This is a genomic window from Planktosalinus lacus, assembly GCF_014640155.1.
Taxonomy (GTDB): Bacteria; Bacteroidota; Bacteroidia; order Flavobacteriales; family Flavobacteriaceae; genus Planktosalinus; species Planktosalinus lacus.
Genome location: NZ_BMGK01000004.1, coordinates 200595 through 221574, shown reverse-complemented (window position 1 = coordinate 221574; position 20980 = coordinate 200595). Strand labels below are relative to the sequence as shown.

Here is a 20980-nt window from a genome sequence, read left to right as displayed (position 1 = left end):
TGTTTTAAAAAATGCGTACCTTTTTTCAGTTTAAAACGAACACGGTTATGGACGCTTTTTGGTTGCATTTTTTAAATTATTTCTTCTTTGTCTTTCACACAGTGTTGATCATATTCAACCTTTTTGGATGGTTGGTTCCCAAAACCAGAAGATTGCATTTTTACAGTTTGGTGATTACCCTGTTTTCATGGGGTGTTTTGGGCATCTGGTATGGGTTTGGCTATTGTTTTTTAACTGATTGGCATTATCAAGTACTGCGCAAACTGGGTGAAACGGGCATGCCCAACAGCTACATCGCTTTTTTAATTGAGAAGTTTACGGGTTGGTTGCCCGGTGCAGATTTGGTCAATACCTGGACACTGATACTTACTGTGGCGGCTTTGATATGTTCGTTTTGGGTAAATTTTATGAGAAAGAAATAATCAGACAAACACGGAAATGGTTATATTTAAGGGATTTATACGTTTAATTCCCCATAGTAACTACCTATGAAATTCAAGGTTTTTTTACAAATTGTTGGCGGAATTGCCGTTCTCTTTACTATTTTGCCTTTTGTGGCGCTTGACTATTGGTGGATACGGGTTTTTGATTTTCCTCATTTGCAATTAACGGCGTTTACAATTCTTGCTTTGTTGATTTACTTTTTTCGATTTGATATGCGTTATTGGGGGGATTATACATTTATTTTAATTATTTCGGTTTGTTTTTTGGTTCAAATAGTGAAGATATTTCCATACACCACTGTGGCAAACGTTGAGGTTTTGAATGCTAATAGCAAAGACGCTACTAATTTTATCAGTATTTTGTCGATCAATGTTTTGGAGAAAAGTGAAGAATATTCGAAGGTTTTAAATGAAATAAAGGAGTATGACCCAGACCTGGTGATACTTTTGGAAACCAACGACAGATGGATGAATGAAGTGTCACGAATATTGTCAGAGAACTATCCTTTTAAAGTAGAAGAACCGCTTTCAAATACTTTTGGGATGTTGTTGTACTCCAAATACAAATTGATTGCTCCAGAAATAAAATATTTAGTGGATGATGAAATACCTTCCACGCATTCCGTCTTGCTATTGCCTTCTGGACAAGAGGTCAAATTGCATGTAATACACCCCACACCACCCATGCCACAACACAATCCTAAAGCCACAGACCGGAATGCAGAAATGCAAATGATTGCTGAAATGGCAAAAGACTCCAAACTACCGGTAATTGTAGCCGGAGACTTTAACGATGTGGCTTGGTCACAATCTACCTTGTTATTTCAAAATGTCAGTGGCTTACTGGATCCTAGGGTTGGCAGAGGAATGTTTAATTCCTACAGCGCGAATAACTGGCTTCTACGCTGGCCATTGGATCACTTGTTTGTTTCTAAAGAATTTCGGGTGGTAGATATTTCCCTGGGAGACCATGTGGGTTCTGATCATTTTCCCTATTTTGCCAAGCTGAGCTTTGAACCTGAAATGACGGTCATTCAAGAAAGAGAAAAACCAACGGAAGAAGAACTGGAACAGTCTGAGGAGGATATCGAAAAAGCAAATAAAAACGACCAGTAAAGAATTGATCTTTTATACACTAATGCCATTTTAAGAGTCTAAACTTCATCTTTTGACTTCTAAAATCAACACCATTCAATCAATTTACAATCAAAATAAATGACAGGAAATTCGGTACAGCCACCAATCTCTTCTGCGTTTTTATCCTCTTCATCACGTGCTAAAATCCATACATCAGATTTGTGTCTTATGACTAAACCTTCAAATATAACTTTCCCTCCCATAAAGTTTGTGGTTCCATCTTGTAAAACTTTGATTCTGTTGTCTTTAATTTCTACATTACAGGTACTGTTTTCCATTCTCCCGCCAAACTCGGCAAAATACATTTCATAGTTGAATGTGCCTTGAGGGATGGTTTCTTTTTCCTGTGAAAAACTATCAACAGTAAAAAGAAGACACACTATAATTACTGTTTTAATCAAGATACTATTATTTTTCATTTACCAACGTCATCAAATCCACATCATTCCCTAATAAAACATCATTGGAATTAATTCTACCTTTCATACTGTCGTTTTCCAGTTTCAGTACGCCTCTGGGGCAAACCGCGGCACAAATACCGCAACCCACACAGCTGGAGCGCACGATGTTTTCGCCTTTTTGTGCATAGGCTCGCACGTCGATGCCCATTTCGCAATAGGTAGAGCAATTCCCACAGGAGATACACTGCCCGCCGTTGGTGGTGATCCTGAATTTTGAAAACAGGCGTTGTTGAAAACCCAGTATGGCTGCCATCGGGCAACCCATACGGCACCATACCCGGTTGCCAAAAATGGGATAAAACCCGGTACCAATCACACCTGCAAAAATACTTCCGATAAGGAAACCATAGGTGCTTCTTAGGGTTTCGGTTTCAAACAAAAACAATTGCGACCCTTGAAAATAATGAAGGCCAATGAGCACGAGTATGATTATAAAGTAACCGGTAGCGCCATAGAAGGCATCTTTTTTAAATTCATTGCGTTTGAAAATCATCACGCCGGCAAAAACAGCTGTGAGCAAAAGAGCTACTCCAATCAGAAATACATCACGCGTCAGCCAGTAGCCTTTTGAGCCATCACCCAGATAAGAATAGACCACCGCTGTGGTCATCAACACCACAAAAACCAATACGCTGTGCACTACCCAGCGCTCCACTTTCCATGCAAATAAGCGTTTATCACTTAAATGCCGGAAGGAATCACCCGCAGTTTCTGCGAGTCCGCCGCAGCCGCACACCCAGGAACAGTACCAGCGTTTGCCATATTTGTAGGTGAGTATAGGGGTGATAATAAAAATGGATGCTAGACCAAAAATCAACAAGGCAATACCGATGCTCCCCGCACTAATAAACTCATCCACACGGTATTGCTCAAAGTTGTAATAGTTGAGTGGCCAGATATTTTTCAGGTCGTAGTAAGGCAGGGCGAAACTTTCGCTGTTTAAACGCATCATAAATTCCGGAATCAAAAAGGCAAAGCCCAATTGAAAAAACATCACCGAAAAGGTGCGTAGCCGCTGATAATGGTTGTGGCGGTATTTATAAATAAATTTTACCCCAAAAAACACGATGGCAATAGTGTACAGGGTGCCATAGACAAACCACTGACTCGCCGGATTGCCACTCAAGAGTTTGCTCAAGGGGTCAAAAAGGGCGATGAGTCCGGTGTTGTCGTTTTCGCGTAAGCCAAGGTATTGCGGATAAAAATACAGCACGATATAGAAGCCTGTAAGAAAGATTCCCAGCATCCACGCCCAAAAACCACGGGAAGTAAACGCATTAATATACACGCCATCGTTTTTGATACCGGCAGTTTTGTTTTGGTATTGGTTGACACTAAACCAGGTAATCCCGACGCAAATGGCTCCCAGGGAAAGCGTGAGCCACAGGGTCTTATTTGGGAAACTTGTATTAAAGGTCGCCAGTGTGAGTATAAACAGACCCACAAAACCAAGTAACGTAGCCAGTTTTTGCTGAAGCGAAAGGGCGTAAGTGGTATCTCCGGTTGCTGAAATGTTGTGGGCCATTATACGTTGATTTTTTGTTCTGTTGTAAACTCTTGTTGTATTTGCTTTTCATAGCGCTTATAAAACTCCGGGTCAAAATTGGCTTGGTGGAGGTTAGCAACAACATCCTCGACTGATTTACCTTCTGTAAGCCAGCGATCCAGGACTTCATGACGCAATCTGATGCCAAAGGTGTTGATGCCTAAAAACTTTCGGGATTGGGTTTCATAACAAATGGTGATGCCTTTTTTGCCATCCTCGTGGTGCCAGTGAAAATGGCTTTCGCCTTCATTGGGTTTGGAAAACACCCAGCCGTAGGTCTGGTATTCAATATCAAAAAACTTGGCGCTGTTAAACCAATGTCCGGGCTTGTAGGGCATGTTGTTTCCGCAAATGGTTTGTGCCACCACTTCGCCCATCATCCTCCCGGTGTACCAGACAGCTTCCACCGGTTTTCGGTTTCCTGTGGGTTCTTGCTGCTCGGCACAGTCGCCAATGGCATAGATATTTTCAATGTTGGTTTTCAAATAGCGGTTTACTTTAACTCCTTTGCCGAGTTCAATACCGCTGTCTTTTAAAAAATCGATATTGGGTGTAACCCCGGCAGTAAGCCCCACTAGGTTGCAGGGTATTTCTTCCCCCGTTTCTTCTACAATCACAGCGTGGGCCCGTCCGTTTTCATCCCCGAGTATTTCTTTCAGGTTTACGCCCAATCGCAAATCAATATGGTGTTCTTTGATGTGGTTATTAATGAGTATGGCATCACTTTCCGGAAGCACATTATCCCAGAAGTTATGTTCGCGCACCAGAAAGGTCACGGGAATCTTTCGGGTAGAGAGCATTTCGGCGAGTTCGATACCAATCAATCCGCCACCCACAATCACTGCATGTTTGCATACTTCGTTGTTGGGGGCGTTTTCTTCCAGTAGGTCTAAATCTTGTTTGGAATACAATCCCTGAACGCCTTTTAAGTCCTGACCGGGCCAGCCAAACTTGTTGTACTTGGAGCCTGAAGCGATGATGAGTTGGTCATAGTGCATCGTTTCGCCATTAGCGAAAGTCAGTTTATTTTCTTCAGGGGTAACTTTGGAAACCCACGCTTTTTTGAGTTCGATACGGTTTTTCTCCCAAAACCAGTCTTCATAGGGTTTGGTGTGTTCATAGTTCATATGTCCCATATAGATGTACATCAAGGCCGTGCGAGAGAAAAAATAATCGGTCTCGCCGGAAATGACGGTAATTTTATTGTCTGAAAGTTTCCGGATGTGCCGGGCTGCAGTGATGCCTGCGATGCCGTTTCCTATAATGACGATGTGTTGCATGTCTTGAAATTGTATTTAAAGATACATTAATTGGCGATGAATTCTTTATAATATCCATAAAGCCGTTCCGGTGAATACCCCATTCGTTTCATAAAATGGATTTTCCAAAAATGATACTGTAGCCGCCAAACACCTTTTTCGCGATACCTTCTGGCGGAAGTTGTAACCGCTTGCGGGAGAACGGTGAAAGTATTTCGTTTATAAAGTTCAGCAATCAGGATATTGTCTTCATAGATAATATACGCCTCATCATAACCGCCAATTTCGTTAAATAAATTTTTGGTCACAAAAAGACTTTGATCACCACCCCGAAAGGACTTTATATTAAATCTTGTAAACCATCCTGCGAGTTGTAACCACCAGTGGTTGCTGTCAAACCGCATCCTGAAACATCCTGCAGGCTTTCCTTTTTTTAGGGATTCAAGAATGTGTTTGTCAAAGCCTTTCGGCGGAAGGGTGTCGGCATGTAAAAAATATAAAACCGATCCGGTTGCTGCTTTTGCCCCGGCATTCATTTGTTTGGCTCTTCCCTTTTCTGAAGGAATTACAACAGCATTTTCATGTTTAGCCACGTCAAGGGAAGCATCTATACTTCCTCCATCGGCAACAATAATTTCTATGTTTCCGCTTGCGTTTTTTTTCAAAAAGGGGAGCAGCACCTTAAGGTTTTCTTCTTCATTTAAAACCGGAATGATTATGCTCAGGGTCATGGGCTTATTCATTTTCGTTCAAATCCCAGTTGTAATCCAGAAAATGCACCTTGGCATTGGGGTTGATTTTTACATCGGTATACTGACTTACAAAATGGGCAAGGGATTGGATTCCATTAACCAGATAATCTTTTTCATACCATTTAAATATTTTGGAAAGTCCCAGTTCGTTTCCTGAAATGACGTTTTCAGGGGAGTTGATAAACGCACGGGTAACTTTGTCGAGTTGTGCCTCCAGTTGATTGGCAGTAAAAGCTTTGTTGTACAGTTTGGGGCAGGAAACTGAAGCACAGTTGATGGCAAAATGGATACGGGGCTCGTTCATTTTTCTTAAAATGTTGTGTTCGATATCATTGAGTGAAATTGTTTCATTGCCCAGCGTGATAAAATTTTGCCCCCAGGGATTTCGGATGTCTTTAATGCTTTTTACCGGATAGTTTTCTAGAATTAATTCAACTGTAAAGGCATTGTATGCGTTGATGTAGTAAGCCAAACGTGCGTTTTTAGATTCGTTTTCACTTGGAGGGTTTTGAGATAAGTGATCGAGGTATTTTTTTAATTCGTCACGGTCATTTAAAAACCCTTTATAGTCAACATTGCCCTTCGTGTCAACGTGTTTTTCGAGTAATTCATTCCAAAGGGAATGATCTAATTTTTGTTCAATGGAGTAGGCAAATGAACAAATTGAAACGAATAAAAATATCAGAACTGTTTTCATAGGATTGGTTTAACAACACCCGCCACCATCATAGTGGAAAGTTGATTCACTAATAAAAATATCATTACGACCTAAATCAACTAAGGCATCAGCAGTTTTATCACAAATGGCCAACGGTTGATTTTTTAGTAATATGTGTCCTTTTTTATCATCAAAATAAGTTTCATTACCATAGAAAATAGCTGCTTTTCCTGTAAAAATACACGGGCCGTCTTCAGGCATTGGGTCTTTAATGGCTGCGACTTCTATAGACTCAATGTAAATGAGTTCGTCAGTAGGGTAGTGTTTTGGATCAAGGATGCGGTAAGGTTTTCTGGCGCGTATTTCAATGGTTCCAAAACCGGCATCGGTAAGTGCTTTTACATACTCTGCAATGGGCAAACTTCCGCTTAGGCAAAGGGCACGCAATCGGTCGTCGTTGCGCAAGGTTTCGTTCATGGGTTGCTCACAAGTGGGGTCGCTCATCACCAGTTTTCCGTGGGGTTTTAATACACGGTACATTTCATCGATGGCTTTTTTTAAATCTTCGGCTTTGAAAATGTTGAACAGGCAGTTTTGTGCAGCCACATCAATAGAATTGTCTTCTACCGGAAGGTGGAGTGCATCTCCTTTTTTGAGTTCAACAAAGTCACTTTTGAACCAGGGGTTTTGGGATTCTGCTTCGATAAAGTTTTTGCGGGAGGCTTCCAGCATTTCATCCACCATATCGACCCCCACAACACCTCCTTTTTGACGATTGAAGTAAGCAAATTGAAGGAGTTCCATTCCACCGCCCACGCCCACATAGAGCATTTTTGGATTGTTGGAAAGGTCGCGGGCATGAACGGTGCTTCCGCAACCGTAGTTCATTTCCTGCATGATTTTTGGGATTTTCAATCCGGGTAATTCCCAAATGGGATTGGTGGTACAGCATAATCCCACATCGGGAGTAAGGGCTGCTTCTTTGTAAACGTCGTAGGTAGTGTCTAAGTAGTTCATAAATTATTTTCTATAACCTCTTCAATAGAAGAGTGTGGCTGGATTATTTTTTAAAACGTTGCAATTAAATTTTTAAACAAGGTGACTAGTTTAGGTTCGGCTTTGTTGGCCATGGCCATGATTTCTTTGATGTTGACCGGTGCTAAATTATTGGGGTCACATTCATCAGTCAATACAGAAACTGCAATAACGGGAAGTTTAAGGTGGTTGGCCACAATCACTTCCGGCACGGTGCTCATCCCCACGGCATCAGCACCCATGATTTTGAGCATACGGTATTCGGCGCGTGTTTCCAGTTGTGGGCCCACAACGGAAACGTACACGCCCTGATGCAGTGTGATGTTCTTTTCTTTTGCAATTGAAATAAGTGTTTCGCTCATTTTTTTATCGTAAGGAGCGCTCATATCCACAAAACGTTCCCCCAGTTGAGAGACTCCCTTGAACGCTAGTGGTGAGTCACCTTGCAAGTTGATATGGTCTTCAATGAGCATGAGTTCGCCCTTTTTAAAGTTGAGGTTGATGGCTCCGGCGGCGTTTGATACTAATAATTGTTTGATTCCTAATTGCTCCATGATTCGAACAGGGTAGGTTACATCCTGCATGGAATATCCTTCGTATATATGAAACCGCCCTTGCATTACTACCACTTTTTTCCCGGAAAGCTCACCAAAAAGGAATTTCCCCTGATGAAACTCCACAGTTGCAGTGGGGAAATATGGGATATGGTTGTAACTCACTTCCACTTCAATGGTAATGGCATCGGCAAGTTTACCGAGGCCGGTGCCTAGAATAATACCAATTTCAGGAGTGCCGAAGCCGCGTTCTTTTAGAAATTGTACGGTTTTGTTTAAATGTTCTTTCATTGTCATTCTTAACTCCCTGTAGGTTTGGGAAATAATTTAATTGTTTAATAAATATTCTTTTAATTCTTTGAACTCTTCCAGGTCTTCATAAGTGTCGATGTCGTTGCGTTCGTCCAAAAGTGCAAGATGTTCGTCCTTTAAGTCGATTAGCGTGTCTTGTAAAACGCTGTTATTGCCCCAGTCTTTATTTTCAAAGAGCGTGTTGTTGGGTTTGTTCATGCCTAACAGATAGTAACCACCGTCTTCGGCAGGGCCAAGTACATAGTCAAAGGTTTCCAGTGCATTAAAAGCCCCGTCGATATCTTCGGTAGTGATGTCCAGCAAATCGCAACCAATGACAATGATGTGTTTAAACCCCTGCTGAAATCCTTTTGCGAAAGCGTTTTTCATTTTATCGCCCAAATCATTTCCTTGTTGCACCTTTTTAATAAAGGTATCTGAAAACATATCGTCTTCTTCTACAAAATCGGAATAATGTACTTCTTTGATGGCGTCTAATGGTTTAGTAACTAAGGCTGTGTGTCGCAATAATACTTTATATACTTCTGTGGCGGCCACATCGCCTATGGTTTTTGCCAGGCGGGTTTTGCAACGACCGGGCACCGGGTTTTTAGTAAAAATGAGTAGTAATCTGCTTGTGTTCATAGGTTTTTAATACTTTTTTTCACCTGTTTCCAACCATTTGCCCCATTTTTTGGAATAGGCATGAATTTTTTCGGTTTTATTCCCTTTTCTATCGTAAACAGGTAGATTGTTGTTTTTCCAGGCAAAGATACCACCATAAAGGTTTTTTACCTGGGTATATCCCGCTTTTTGGAGTTTTTCACCAATTTTTTCTGACCGCACCCCAACGGAACAGTATACCACGATTTCTGCATTTTTATCTGGGAATTTTTGTAGGGTCTGTTCCAGTGAAAAACTATCAAAACCCACCCAAATAGAATTGGAAAGATGGCTCACGGCAAATTCTTCTTTTTCACGGGCATCCAGCACTATGATTTCACCGGTTTTCATTGTTTTCTGTAATTGTTCCACAGAAATGTAGGGTACACTTCCTGTAGTGTATTTGGCCAAAACATCGTCCAAAGTCTCCTGACTGAAAGTCTGGAAACTCAATGTAAACAGGAGTATGTATAGGAGATGTTTCATTAAGCTACAGAACCTTGACAACTGCTCCCTGCACCGGCGGTGCAACCATAACAGTGTTGGGAAATGATGATGTTTCTATTATTTAACAAATCTTCATTATACTCTTTAATGTGTTTGATCTTGCTGTCTACTTTAAGCCCCAGCATCTGATTAAAATCACAGTCATACAACCAGCCGTCCCAGCTTATGGACAATGTATTTCTACACATCACATTTTCTACTGCAGTAGGGTTATAGGCTTCCACTAAGGAGTACATATAGTCTTCATAATTTTCGGAAGCAATGAGGTAGTCCAGAAAGCGTGAAATGGGTAGGTTGGTAATGGCAAAAAGGTTGTGAAACCGGATACCGAAATCTTCTTGTAGTGCTTTCTTAAAATCTTTTTCCATGCTGGTTTGATCGCCGGGAAGAAAGGCGCCCGAAGGATTGTAAACCAAATCCAATCGTAGCCGGCTATCAGGTAAACCATACCCCACAGCGTTAAGTTCCTGCAAGGCTTTGATTGATTTGTCAAACACCCCGTCGCCACGTTGTTTGTCTGTTTTTCCTTTTGTCCAGTGGGGCATAGAGGAAACCACATGCACATTGTGCTTTTTAAAGAACTCCGGTAAATCGTGGTATTTTTTATTGGCACGAATAATCGTCAGGTTGGAACGTACGATAAAATCTTCGATGCCTGCTTTGGAGGCTTCTTCCACAAACCAGCGAAAATCGGGGTTCATTTCCGGCGCTCCTCCTGTTAAATCCAGCGTGTGTGCTCCGGTGTTTTTGATAACCTCCAGACATTGTTTCATGGTTTCACGGGTCATTATTTCTTTTCGATCCGGACCGGCATCCACATGGCAATGGGAGCACACTTGGTTGCACATATAACCCAGGTTGATTTGCAGGATTTCCAGTTTTTTTGGTTTTAATGGCGACTGACCTATTTCAGCAATTTTGTCTTTGAATTTAGGTAATTCACCACTTTTGAAAATACCATTGGAGAGAATTTCCAATTGCCTTTCGGCGTAAGCCAGTTCGCTTTCGCGTTTATGAAGGGATTGTAATTTAAGTTTTGTCATAATTTAATTTTATTGGGCACAAAAGAACTTTGAACCATAAACATTTGAACCTTGAACAATTATCCGTCCAGTTTGTTTACTTTATTCATCATCATCACCCCGTGCACCAGTGTTGCACCACTTTTGATAGCGGCTCCCACATGTATAGCTTCCATCATTTGTTCTTTGGTGACGCCGCGTTTCAGGCAATCTACCGTGTAAGCATCAATACAGTAAGGACATTGCTCAGTGTGGGCAACAGCAAGGGCGATTAGTGCCTTTTCTCTTGCAGTGAGTGCTCCTTCTTCAAATACTTTGCCGTAGTAGTCAAAATATTTGGTGCCCAGTTCTTCACTCCATTCGGTGATATCTCCAAATTTTTTTAGGTCTTTCGGATCGTAATAGTTATTGTCCATAAGAAAAGTGTTGGTTAATTTTATTTACGAAAGTAAGGGTTCTTTGGTTTTTACAATCTTGAAAGAATGTTAAATATACTCATTGAGTCGTATTGGTCAACTACTACTTACAATGGATATTTTTTTGTTCAAATAAAGTTGTTAGGATAGTTTTTTTTGTTGAATGTTTTGTTTAGATTTGTTAATGTTGTGTTAAAACACTTTAAAAGTATGTTTAGAATAAGGATAGTTTTGTTGATGGTTTTTACAGCTATGTTAAGCTGTAAGAACAAGGAGACAAACACAAAAAGTGAAGAAAAATTTACTTCAAACACAGTAATTCCAGTCTATAAATCTTCATCTGTAAAAGATATAGATGGAAATGTCTACAGAACCTTGGAAATGTGTGACGGAAGAGAGTGGATGATAGAAAATTTGAATGTTTCTCGTTATAGAAATGGAGATACAATCCCGCAGGTTCAAGATCAGGAGGAATGGGCTAAATTAAAAACAGGTGCCTGGTGTTATTATGAGAATGAAAATAGAGTAGGGTTAGTTCACGGAAAGCTTTACAACTGGTATGCTGTAAATGATCCAAGAGGTCTTGCGCCGGAAGGCTGGCACGTTCCAAAATCTGAAGAATGGACTCCATTGGTTGATTGTTTAGGTGGAGATAATGTAGCTGCTGGAAAAATGAAGGAAATAGGAAGCACAAATTGGGCTGAACCAAATGTGGGAGCTGTAAATACCAGTGGATTCAATGCAGTTGCAAGTGGAGCAAGAAATTCTTTAGGGGAATTTAAAGCCATAACTAATTTAGTATTCTACTGGAGTGAAGAAGAAAGTAATGAACACAATGCCTGGTATCGCCATTTAAGTTATAGCAATAGTTTTGTAGTGAAATTTTATAATGATAAGCGAAGTGGCTTTAGTGTTCGATGCGTGAAAGATTTATAATGCGTTATTAAACAGGAAATCTGAATTAGATGGTACGACATCTTAAGGATTTGTTTTACACACTTAATAAAGACCGCTATATTTTTAATGTAGCTGTTTTTTAATAGCACACAAATCAGCACACAAAAAAGAAAAACCCCTATAAACATAGTGCTTACAGGGGTTTTAAAGTGGTACCTCCAGGAATCGAACCAGGGACACACGGATTTTCAGTCCGTTGCTCTACCAACTGAGCTAAGGTACCGGCAAAATTTTGAACGTTGCCTGCAAAAACAACATTTTTTGTTGCCTAAGCGGCTGCAAATATAAAGTTATTTTAGTTTGCACAAAACATAAAAATAAAAAAAGTTTTTATTTCTAACTTTTGAGAGACCAATTTAAAAACCAAATCGTATTTTTGCCACTTTAGTACTTTCAAAATGAACTTAGTAGTTGATGTTGGTAATACTTTGGTGAAAATGGCCGTTTTTAGCGGTAAAACCATCGTATATAAAAAAATTGTAGTAAAAAATGATTTTGACAAAACCCTGGATCTCGTTTTGGAAGAATTCTCTGAGGTAAGGAAGGCGATATTAAGTGTGGTTGGAAGTTTTTCTGAAAAGAGCACTTCAAGAATCAATAAACACTTTCAGACAATCTATTTCACGCCTGAAAGTAAGATGCCATTTTTGAATGAATATACAACTCCAAAGTCCCTTGGAGTAGATCGTCTTGCTTTGGTTTCTGCGGCTTTTGATCAATTTCCAGGCAAAAATTGTTTAGTGATTGATATGGGCACTTGTGTCACCTATGATTTTATAAACTCTGAGGGGCATTATAAAGGAGGAGCTATATCCCCCGGAATTAATATGCGCTACAAGGCGCTCAATGCATTTACAGAAAGACTCCCTTTGCTTGATGTAAATGCACCAGAAAATATTATTGGTAATTCAACACAAACCTCCATTCATTCTGGTGTAGTGTTTGGTATTAGCTTTGAAATTGATGGCGTTATTTCCCAATATAAACAAGAAAATAAAGATTTAACAGTTATTTTAACAGGTGGAAATGCGCATTTTTTGCGAGATAGATTAAAAAATAGCATATTTGCGAATTCAAATTTTCTCCTTGAAGGGTTAAACTTTTTATTAGAATATAACCAAACTGCATGATACAAAGAATTTTAGTAATCGTTCTGATATGCATTACTTCTATTGCCTCGGCACAAGAGGCTACTTCTTCTCCATATTCCTATTTTGGAGTTGGGTCCCTCAATTTTAAAGGAACGGTCGAGAACAGAAGCATGGGTGGAATAAGTATGTTTTCAGACAGCATCCACTTGAATCTGCAAAACCCTTCCGGATTGGCTCATCTTAAACTAGTAACGTTTTCAGTTGGCGGTACTCATAAATACATCACTCAGGAAACTGAATTGGAAACAGGCAAAGCCTCTTCTACTTCTGTAAATTATTTGGCTCTTGGAATTCCTTTGGGTGAAAAATTTGGTGCTGGTTTTGGAATATTACCACTAACTTCTGTAGGATATAGCCTTGAGGGGCAATCTTCAGAGGCTATTGTTCAAAATACCGGAGAAGGTGGTATGAATAAGGTGTTTCTTTCATTGGCTTATGCAATTAATAAAGAGTTGAGTGTTGGGATAGATGCAAATTACAATTTTGGAAACATCATCAATAATACCCTGCTTTTTAATCAGAATGTAGAATTTGGGACCCGTGAAACAAACAGGTCAAACCTATCTGGATTTAGCTTGAACTTTGGGGCTACATACAAAAGAATGCTCACTGATAAACTGGAGATGTATTCTTCAGCAACATTTACTCCAGAAACCAAATTGACTTCCGAAAATTTTAGGGAATTTGCCAGCGTTTTTGTACCTGATTTGAATTTTCAGGTAGATGTAGATGTTCGTGAAGTGGATGTTGATGACTCGAAGCTTACATTGCCTTCACAATTTACAGTAGGTTTTGGAGTTGGTCAACCCAGAAAATGGTTTATAGGTGCTGAATATACTTCTCAAAAAACAAGTGGGAATAGCAATAGAACATTTACGTTGGACAATGTGAGTTTTAAAGATGCCTCAAAATATAAATTAGGAGGTTTTTATACCCCTCGTTACAATTCTCTTTCAAGTTACTTTAACAAAGTTACTTATCGAGCAGGAGTAAGATATGAAGATACCGGTCTTATTGTGAACAACGAAAACATAAATGAGTTTGGCATATCTTTTGGAGTAGGATTACCGGTGGGTAGAATGTTTTCCAATTTCAACATCGGATTTGAGGTTGGAAGCCGCGGTACAAAAAACAGCGGACTCGTTCAGGAAAACTTTTTCAATACTATTATAAGCTTATCGCTCAACGATCGCTGGTTTATAAAAACACTTTATGATTAATATATATTTTTAGATAAAAACAATGAAAATGAAAATCAAAGCCACATTATTACTGTTTAGTTTTTTCCTTGTAAGCAATGCAACTGTTGCAAATACAAATGAGGAGTGTGTGATAACACTAACCTTATTTACCGACGCTGCTAAAGTTGAAAACTACACTGAAGCATATCCCCATTTGCAAAACTTAAGAAGAGATTGTCCTGATTTTCACTTATCGATGTATCAATATGGTGAAAGACTATACAAACACCGTATCGAAAACGCAGAAGAAGATCAGAAAATGGCCGAGTATAATGAATACAAAAAACTATACAGGGAGCGTTTGCAGTATTTTCCTGAAAAAACCAAAGAAGGAACCATGTTGGCAGATTTTGCCCAAGTTATGTTTGATAACAGAATAGGAACTGCTATGGACATGTTTGATGCGTTTGATGCTGCTTATAAAAAAGATAAAGAAAATTTTACAAGTCCAAAGTCGTTATACACCTATTTTTCCTTGGCAGTAGACTTACAAGCAGCAGGTAAAAAAGACGTTTCTGAAGTTTTTGAACTATATGATGAATTAATTGCTAAAATTGAAGAAGAAGAAAACTCTTTGGCTGCAAGAATTACACCTTTAATCGAAAAGCAGGATGCTGGTACTAAACTGAGCCAATCTGAAGAAAAACTCTTGAGTGCTGGTGAAACTAACCTAAGAGCTTATTCTCAAGTTAAAGGAAGTGTAAACGGTAAATTGGGAATCCTGGCAGATTGTGAAAACTTAATTCCTTTATACAATAAAGATTTTGAAGAAAAGAAAACTGATGTAGACTGGCTACAGTCTGCAGCGGGAAGACTTTCGGCAAAAGAATGTGAAGATCCATTGTTCTTTAAATTGGTACAAGAACTTCACAACCTGAATCCTTCTTCTAGATCTGCCTATTACCTAGGTCAATTGGCAGAAGCTGATGGCAAATCAAAAGTTGCGTTGGATTATTTTTTACAATCAGCAGAACTTGAAACGAATAACAACAAAAAAGCAGATACTTACTATAAGCTTGGTGAAAACTATAGAAAAACCGGAAGTTTAAGCAACGCCAGAACTTTCTATAGAAAGGCAATTGAAGCAAAACCATCTTATGGTAGAGCATATCTTCAAATTGCAAGTATGATTGCTAACAGTTCAAACAACTGTGGAGATAATGTATTTGAAAGAAGAGCTATAAACTGGTTGGCTGCAGACCTTGCTCGAACCGCAGCACGCGTTGACCCTTCTGTTGCCGGAAATGCTAATGCTGCAGCAAACAGTTATATGCAACGTGCTCCAAGCCGAGGACTTATTTTCCAGGAAGGAATGCAAGGCAAGACCATCTCATTCGGCAAATGCTGGGTGGGTGGCAGTGTTAGAGTTCCAAATCTATAAGAATGAAATTTTTACACACAAGTTTTAAAAGCGTTATGACTGTTCTTGCAGTCCTAACGCTTTTTGCTTGTGAAGATAATTACAGGCAGATACAACAACTCAGCATAGCAGACCTGGGTCCAGTGGCTGAGGGTAAGGGGGTGAATCTTAAACATACTGATTCCGGTAAACTTGTAGCTAATTTAATCACTCCAACTTTACTTGATTTCTCAAATTACAACTATTCTTTTACAGAATTTCCCGATGGTGTTGAAGTTGTTTTTTGGGATGAAAAGGGTGATAAAAACACAGTAACTTCAGATTACGGAATTCATTTTGACCAATCAAACCTTGTTGATTTAAGAGGAAATGTGGTACTTGTTACCAGTGATAGCGTCACCTTAAACGCCAACCAACTGTATTGGGATCAAAAAAACAAATGGGTGTTTACCGACCAACCTTACCGTATTGAATTTAAAGACGGCTCTTTTAATGATGGATCTCGCTTTGATTCAAGTGAGGATTTTAGTAATTTCATTTCGAGAAGAAATGTGGGAGTGCAAATCGTAGATAAAACTATAGAAGATGAATAAAAAAGTTTATAAAATATTTGAATATGCCTATTTGGTAATGTTTGTGCTCTCTGTTGTTGCAGTTGTTACAAGTTGGAATTCTGACAGAGACCGCGCCTATTTATTTTTGTTTTTTTCAGTGGTTTCCATTTTTATGTACTTCTTTAAGCGCAACTTCCGAAAAAAACTTGAAAAACGACAGCAAGATAATTAATATCAACTTTTGAGTGTTTGTTTTAATTGGCTGTAAAACAGAATTATATATTACTAATTCCTTTTTTTTACCCTCCAAAAAATTATTTTCAAAAAATAAGTAAACTTTTGATGAATAAGTTTTTCATAAGTTGTTCAAAATTGGTATTTTCGCCCCCTATAAATCTATACGAAAGATGGCAGTATTAAATAAAATTAGACAACAATCAGTATTCTTAATTGTAATTATAGCGCTTGCGCTCTTTTCTTTTGTTTTTATGGATGTTATTGATTCAGGTGGATTTACATCAAACAAGGAGCAAAACACTATTGCAACTGTAAATGGGAATGACATTTCAAGGACAGAATTTGTTACCAAAGTTGAGAATGCTCTCAGAAATATGGGCAGTAATGCTACAAGTCTTCAGGCTGTAAATGCTGTTTGGAACAATGAGTTACGTTCAACCCTGCTTAAAGAGCAGTTTGAAAAACTAGGTCTTCAGATAAGTGATGACCAACTACAAAATGCTTTAGCAGAAAATCTGGCCGGAAACCCAACTTTTACCAATGAAGCTGGTGTTTTTGATAACTACAAATTGCAGGAATATCTTGCAGATGTAAAAGTAAACGCACCTGAAATGTACACTCAGTTTGTGCAATTTGAAAACAGTGTTAGCCAAAATGCAAAAGAGCAAACATATTATACTTTAATTAGTGCCGGGCTTAACCCAATCAACTATGAAGGGAAGCAAGAATACAAGCTTGAAAACGACAAAGTTGATATTGAATTTATTCAAATCCCTTATTCAAATATTTCAGATGATGAAATTCAGGTAAATGAAAGCGATATCGAAGACTACATCAAGAGAAATGCTCAACGTTACCAGGCAGAAGCTGCTGTTGACATTCAATATGTTTTGTTTTCTGAAGAACCTACTTCATCTGACGAAGCTCAAGTTGAAGAAGAAATTACCGCTTTATTACAACCACAACTTGAATACAACGCTATCACCAAGCAAAACGATACTGTACCCGGATTTGCAAATGTGACTGACTATGTAACCTATCTAACACAGCATTCTGACAGTCCTTACAATGATCGCTGGTATTTTAAAAGTCAACTTCCTCAAGATGTTGCAGATACTTTATTTTCTATGAATGTTGGAGCCTTATTCGGCCCCTATAAAACTGAACAGCAATATAACTTAGCAAAAATAGTTGATCAACGCCAACTTGCAGATTCAGTTCAGGCAAAACACATTTTGATTTCCTGGGATGGTTTACAAACAGCAGGTGATGTAAGCAGACCCAAAGAACAGGCACAAACACTAGCAGACAGCTTGTTAAATGTCATCAAACGGGATGCTTCAAAATTTGAAGAATTGGCTGGTCAGTTTTCAAACGACCCAAGCGTTGCTCAAAATAATGGTGACTTGGGTTATTTACCTCCACAGGCTACTGTAGAAGAGTTTGATGATTTTATTTTCAACAATAATGTTGGGGAGAAAGGTGTCGTTGAAACCGATTTTGGTTTTCACGTAATCAGTATTGAAGATCAAAAAAATATTCAAAAAGCAATTAAAGTTGCTTTCATTACAAAGGATATTGAGCCTTCTGAAGAAACTTTAAACCAAACATTCACAGAAGCCACTCGCTTTGAATCTGATGCCTCAAAAACCGACTTTATGGCTGCTTCAAAAGAAGCTATGGTGGATGTAAGGCCTGTTAACAGAATTGGTGAACTGGAAGAAAACATTCCCGGAATAGGGAATAACAGAGAAATTGTTAACTGGGCATTCAACAAAGAAACTAACGTAGGTGATGTAAAACGTTTCAATGTGAATAGTGGATATGCAATAGTACAGTTAACTGCAAAAACTAAAAAAGGTCTTTTGTCTGCTTCAGATGCTTCAGCTCAGGTGACACCCTTGGTTAAAAATGAGAAAAAAGCTGAGCAATTGATGGCTTCAGTTACAGAAACCACTCTTGAAGAAATCGCATCTGCCCACAATACAACAGTTAAAAGAGCAAATGCTTTAAACAGGAAATCACCTGTAATTCCCGATGCAGGTACTGAGCCAAAAGTTGTGGGCGCCGCATTTGGATTGAACCAAGGTGAAACCTCCGGACTTATAGAAGGCAGAAACGGTATTTACAAAGTAAGAGTGCTTTCAAAAACAGAAGCTGCTGATGTTGAAAACTATTCAGCTTATGTTTCTCAATTGAAAAACAGAAGAACAGCTGGCCTTACTACGGGAGTATTCAATGCACTGAAAAAGAAAGCAGATATCGATGACAGAAGAGCGAATTTTTATTAATTAAAAATTCATCACCTAATAAAAAAGCCTTTCAGATTTCTGAAGGGCTTTTTTATTTTATCATTTCCTTAAAAGGGATTATAACTTTATAGCCTTTTTTCCTAAAATAGGAAACAGCTTGGTAACCGGTGGCCAAAACAAAATCTCCACCCCAACCCCCAAGGCTTTTGACAGCCCCTTCATAATCTGAAAACAAGCGATCTTTTATTTTTTCCAATCCAAGTAGTTCTGAAATCAGGTTTTCGTGAGTATTCAATGCGTTTTCAAAATCCCTTAAATTTGTTGCATTTAGAATCTCCTGGGTGAGCTTATCAAAAGCGGTTATTTGTTCTTTTGTGGCAACCGCTGTTTTCTTGTAGTGATGGATTGCTTCTTTACTGTCTTGTTTCTTATTGAGATACAAAAAAAAGAGTGCATCTTTAAAAGCAGGGTTAAATTCCACCTTTCTAACAATTGGAGGGGAAGTTTTATTGGAATAAACCAAAGGGGTGTTGTGTTGCGCACACGCAATGTCATAACCGCTGCCTCCAAAACTATTTTGAAGTAACTCAAAAGCATCCACCTGGGCCCATTGGGCAACATTATTGATTAAAGTTGAAGAACTTCCCAAGCCCCACTCTCTTGGAAAATCCATATGGCTTTGAGCTTCAAACCCTTTGTTTTCAGAAAGAAAAAATGGATTTAGACTTTTTGCCTCAGTTAAAATACTCTGTAAAGTTTGAGCGATTTTTTTGTTTGAAGACGAGCGTATTTGAAAAGAGTCTCCGATATCAAAATTTCCTTCAAACCAAAGGTGGTTTTGATGGTCAAAACTCTTCCAATTTAAAATTGTTCCAACAATAGGATTCACTTCTAGTTTTTGTCCGTAACTAGTGGGAATAGCCAAGGCTTCAGCGCCGTCTAAAACGAAATATTCAGAGCTGAGTAGTAGTTTTCCGTTACTGTAAAAGGTGGTTTTCAAATTAGTTTTCCCTTAAGGATTTGATATAATTAATGGCCGCACTATGTGTGACCGTTGTGTCTTTAAAATGATTGACTGCCAGTTCTTTTTCGGCAGGTGTTGCTTCGAGTTGATTGAGTATATTCATTAAATGCATTTTCATGTGCCCTTGTTGAATTCCGGTTGTCACAAGCGATTTAATTGCCGCAAAATTTTGAGCCAGTCCTGCTACTGCTATTATTTTCATCAATTCTGTGGCCTTTGGTTTTTGAAGCATAGCTAATGCTACTTTCACGAGCGGATGTAGTGAAGTCAATCCGCCGACGGTTCCGATAGCTAAAGGAACTTCAATCCAAAAATGAAAGATGTCGTCTTTAATTTGGGCGTGGGTTAAACTTGTGTAGGTACCGTTTTTGGAAGCATAAGCGTGGATACCGGCCTCAACCGCTCTGAAATCATTTCCTGTGGCAAGTATCACTGCATCAATTCCATTCATAATACCTTTGTTATGGGTCACCGCTCTGCGAGGTTCATTGTGGGCAATGGCTACTGCTCTTACAAACTTTTCAGCAAACTGTTTTCCTTCAAATTCGGGTGTTGTAAGTGCATCCACTTTACATGAAACACGGGCTCTTACCAAACATTCAGGAACATAATTGGAAAGAATACTCATAACGATTTCCAGAGGCAACGAATTTTTTTCGGCTTGTTCTTTTAGGGTTTTGGCCAATTGTTCAAGGCAGCTGTTTATAAAATTGGCGCCCATAGCATCGGCCGTTTCAAAGGTGCAATGCAGGTAAAAATATCCTTCAAGAGCTTCGGTTTTGTCAACCAGACTCATGTCTAAAAGACCGCCACCACGTTTTTTCATACTGGCCTCAAGGGGTACAATCGATTTGAATAACTCCGGTTTTATAGTATTGAAAAACTCAAAAATGGTTTCTTTTTCACCATAATAATTAAAATGTACCTGACCGTTTTTAGTGGTTGAAATCACTTCGGCCTCAAAACCGCCCCGATCCATCCAAAATTTAGCGGCATTGCTGGCTGCCGCTACCACCGAACTTTCTTCAATAACCATTGGAATAGTGAATAAACGGTGGTTGATTAAAAAATTGGGTGCCACACTAAAGGGTAAATAAAAGTTACTAATGGTGTTTTCAATAAACTCGTCGTGCAGCTGTTGAAGTTTTTGGCTACTGTTCCAATAAGCAAGTAGTATGTCTTTAAACGATTCGTCCTTATTGAAATAATGTGTTATTAGCCAATCAATTTTTTGATGCTTGCTGAGTTTTGAAAATCCGGTGACAGGTTTAGGCATAGTTCTTACAAATTTATCTTTGCAAAGATAGAATTTATCAAACATCAAATGATTTTTCAGGATTTGAAATCTGGTCACTTTTCTGGTGCCTAAAGTTTGATCACTTACAAAAATGCATTTAACACTTAAAAATGTCTTTTTTTGGAGATTTTTTAGTAAACTTGACCTTGCAATTTTTTAAGAA

Annotated in this window: 22 protein-coding genes and 1 tRNA gene; 9 read left to right on the top strand and 14 right to left on the bottom strand. The window is 38.9% G+C overall.

Features of this window, described 5'->3' with window-relative positions; genetic code table 11:
* Window positions 1-11 precede the first annotated feature (11 nt).
* Window positions 12-422, top strand: coding sequence for a DUF2784 domain-containing protein (locus IEV69_RS06325; RefSeq protein WP_229741368.1), 411 nt, complete (start codon window positions 12-14; stop codon window positions 420-422).
* A 66-nt stretch (window positions 423-488) separates the two neighbouring features.
* Complete coding sequence (locus IEV69_RS06320; RefSeq protein WP_188440614.1) at window positions 489-1559, top strand: endonuclease/exonuclease/phosphatase family protein; 1071 nt, start codon at window positions 489-491, stop codon at window positions 1557-1559.
* A 65-nt stretch (window positions 1560-1624) separates the two neighbouring features.
* On the opposite strand, the gene IEV69_RS06315 is transcribed toward IEV69_RS06320, so the two are convergent.
* Genes IEV69_RS06315 through IEV69_RS06265 form a run of 11 tightly spaced genes read right to left on the bottom strand, consistent with a single transcriptional unit; the run spans window position 1625 to window position 10744 of the window.
* On the bottom strand, window positions 1625-1981 hold the full coding sequence (locus IEV69_RS06315) for a hypothetical protein (protein ID WP_188440612.1): 357 nt from the start codon (window positions 1979-1981) through the stop codon (window positions 1625-1627).
* A 7-nt stretch (window positions 1982-1988) separates the two neighbouring features.
* Window positions 1989-3566, bottom strand: coding sequence for a 4Fe-4S binding protein (locus IEV69_RS06310; RefSeq protein ID WP_188440610.1), 1578 nt, complete (start codon window positions 3564-3566; stop codon window positions 1989-1991).
* A complete protein-coding gene (locus IEV69_RS06305; RefSeq protein WP_188440609.1) occupies window positions 3566-4867 on the bottom strand; it encodes an NAD(P)/FAD-dependent oxidoreductase in 1302 nt (433 codons plus the stop codon). Before IEV69_RS06305 ends, IEV69_RS06310 begins: the two co-directional genes overlap by 1 nt.
* Window positions 4868-4893: 26 nt before the next feature.
* On the bottom strand, window positions 4894-5577 hold the full coding sequence (locus IEV69_RS06300) for a TIGR04283 family arsenosugar biosynthesis glycosyltransferase (protein WP_229741364.1): 684 nt from the start codon (window positions 5575-5577) through the stop codon (window positions 4894-4896).
* A 4-nt stretch (window positions 5578-5581) separates the two neighbouring features.
* Window positions 5582-6295, bottom strand: coding sequence for a DUF547 domain-containing protein (locus tag IEV69_RS06295; protein WP_188440605.1), 714 nt, complete (start codon window positions 6293-6295; stop codon window positions 5582-5584).
* A gap of 9 nt (window positions 6296-6304) precedes the next feature.
* Window positions 6305-7273 (bottom strand): arsenosugar biosynthesis arsenite methyltransferase ArsM, encoded by a 969-nt coding sequence (gene arsM / locus IEV69_RS06290; RefSeq protein WP_188440603.1) that lies wholly within the window; start codon window positions 7271-7273, stop codon window positions 6305-6307.
* Window positions 7274-7323: 50 nt separating this feature from the next.
* Window positions 7324-8136, bottom strand: coding sequence for a purine-nucleoside phosphorylase (locus IEV69_RS06285; protein ID WP_188440601.1), 813 nt, complete (start codon window positions 8134-8136; stop codon window positions 7324-7326).
* A 36-nt stretch (window positions 8137-8172) separates the two neighbouring features.
* Window positions 8173-8781 carry a TIGR04282 family arsenosugar biosynthesis glycosyltransferase gene (locus tag IEV69_RS06280; RefSeq protein WP_188440599.1) on the bottom strand — a complete coding sequence of 203 codons (609 nt, stop codon included), beginning with the start codon at window positions 8779-8781 and terminating at the stop codon, window positions 8173-8175.
* Between the two features lie 6 nt (window positions 8782-8787).
* A complete protein-coding gene (locus IEV69_RS06275) occupies window positions 8788-9285 on the bottom strand; it encodes a rhodanese-like domain-containing protein (RefSeq protein ID WP_188440597.1) in 498 nt (165 codons plus the stop codon).
* Window positions 9285-10349 (bottom strand): arsenosugar biosynthesis radical SAM (seleno)protein ArsS, encoded by a 1065-nt coding sequence (gene arsS / locus IEV69_RS06270; RefSeq protein ID WP_188440595.1) that lies wholly within the window; start codon window positions 10347-10349, stop codon window positions 9285-9287. Before arsS ends, IEV69_RS06275 begins: the two co-directional genes overlap by 1 nt.
* 59 nt (window positions 10350-10408) lie before the next feature.
* Entirely contained in the window at window positions 10409-10744 is a 336-nt protein-coding gene (locus IEV69_RS06265; RefSeq protein ID WP_188440593.1) for an arsenosugar biosynthesis-associated peroxidase-like protein, read from the bottom strand.
* A gap of 210 nt (window positions 10745-10954) precedes the next feature.
* On the opposite strand from IEV69_RS06265, the gene IEV69_RS06260 reads away from it, so the two are divergent.
* On the top strand, window positions 10955-11680 hold the full coding sequence (locus tag IEV69_RS06260; RefSeq protein WP_188440591.1) for a fibrobacter succinogenes major paralogous domain-containing protein: 726 nt from the start codon (window positions 10955-10957) through the stop codon (window positions 11678-11680).
* Window positions 11681-11851: 171 nt separating this feature from the next.
* Here the strand turns inward: IEV69_RS06260 and IEV69_RS06255 are convergent.
* Window positions 11852-11924 (bottom strand) — tRNA-Phe (locus tag IEV69_RS06255).
* A 175-nt stretch (window positions 11925-12099) separates the two neighbouring features.
* Here IEV69_RS06255 and IEV69_RS06250 point away from each other — a divergent pair.
* The 6 genes from IEV69_RS06250 (at window position 12100) to IEV69_RS06225 (ending at window position 18535) form a co-directional block, all read left to right on the top strand.
* Window positions 12100-12831: a type III pantothenate kinase gene (locus tag IEV69_RS06250; protein WP_188440589.1), complete on the top strand. Its 732-nt coding sequence runs from the start codon at window positions 12100-12102 to the stop codon at window positions 12829-12831.
* A complete protein-coding gene (gene bamG, locus IEV69_RS06245; RefSeq protein WP_188440587.1) occupies window positions 12828-14072 on the top strand; it encodes a BamG family beta-barrel-assembly machinery protein in 1245 nt (414 codons plus the stop codon). The genes IEV69_RS06250 and bamG overlap by 4 nt, the downstream gene beginning before the upstream one ends.
* Before the next feature lie 28 nt (window positions 14073-14100).
* Window positions 14101-15474 (top strand): tetratricopeptide repeat protein, encoded by a 1374-nt coding sequence (locus IEV69_RS06240; protein WP_188440585.1) that lies wholly within the window; start codon window positions 14101-14103, stop codon window positions 15472-15474.
* A gap of 2 nt (window positions 15475-15476) precedes the next feature.
* Window positions 15477-16046, top strand: coding sequence for an LPS export ABC transporter periplasmic protein LptC (gene lptC, locus IEV69_RS06235; protein ID WP_188440583.1), 570 nt, complete (start codon window positions 15477-15479; stop codon window positions 16044-16046).
* On the top strand, window positions 16039-16239 hold the full coding sequence (locus tag IEV69_RS06230) for a hypothetical protein (RefSeq protein ID WP_188440581.1): 201 nt from the start codon (window positions 16039-16041) through the stop codon (window positions 16237-16239). The genes lptC and IEV69_RS06230 overlap by 8 nt, the downstream gene beginning before the upstream one ends.
* Before the next feature lie 175 nt (window positions 16240-16414).
* Window positions 16415-18535, top strand: a complete 2121-nt coding sequence (locus IEV69_RS06225; protein ID WP_188440579.1) for a peptidylprolyl isomerase — start codon at window positions 16415-16417, stop codon at window positions 18533-18535.
* Between the two features lie 52 nt (window positions 18536-18587).
* Here the strand turns inward: IEV69_RS06225 and IEV69_RS06220 are convergent, their stop codons facing one another.
* Together IEV69_RS06220 and IEV69_RS06215 are read right to left on the bottom strand one after the other, a co-directional pair.
* Window positions 18588-19496: a GYDIA family GHMP kinase gene (locus tag IEV69_RS06220; RefSeq protein WP_188440577.1), complete on the bottom strand. Its 909-nt coding sequence runs from the start codon at window positions 19494-19496 to the stop codon at window positions 18588-18590.
* Between the two features lies 1 nt (window position 19497).
* The gene (locus IEV69_RS06215) at window positions 19498-20841 is read right to left on the bottom strand and encodes a hydroxymethylglutaryl-CoA reductase, degradative (protein WP_188440576.1); all 1344 of its coding nucleotides are present in this window, start codon (window positions 20839-20841) and stop codon (window positions 19498-19500) included.
* Window positions 20842-20980 lie beyond the last annotated feature (139 nt).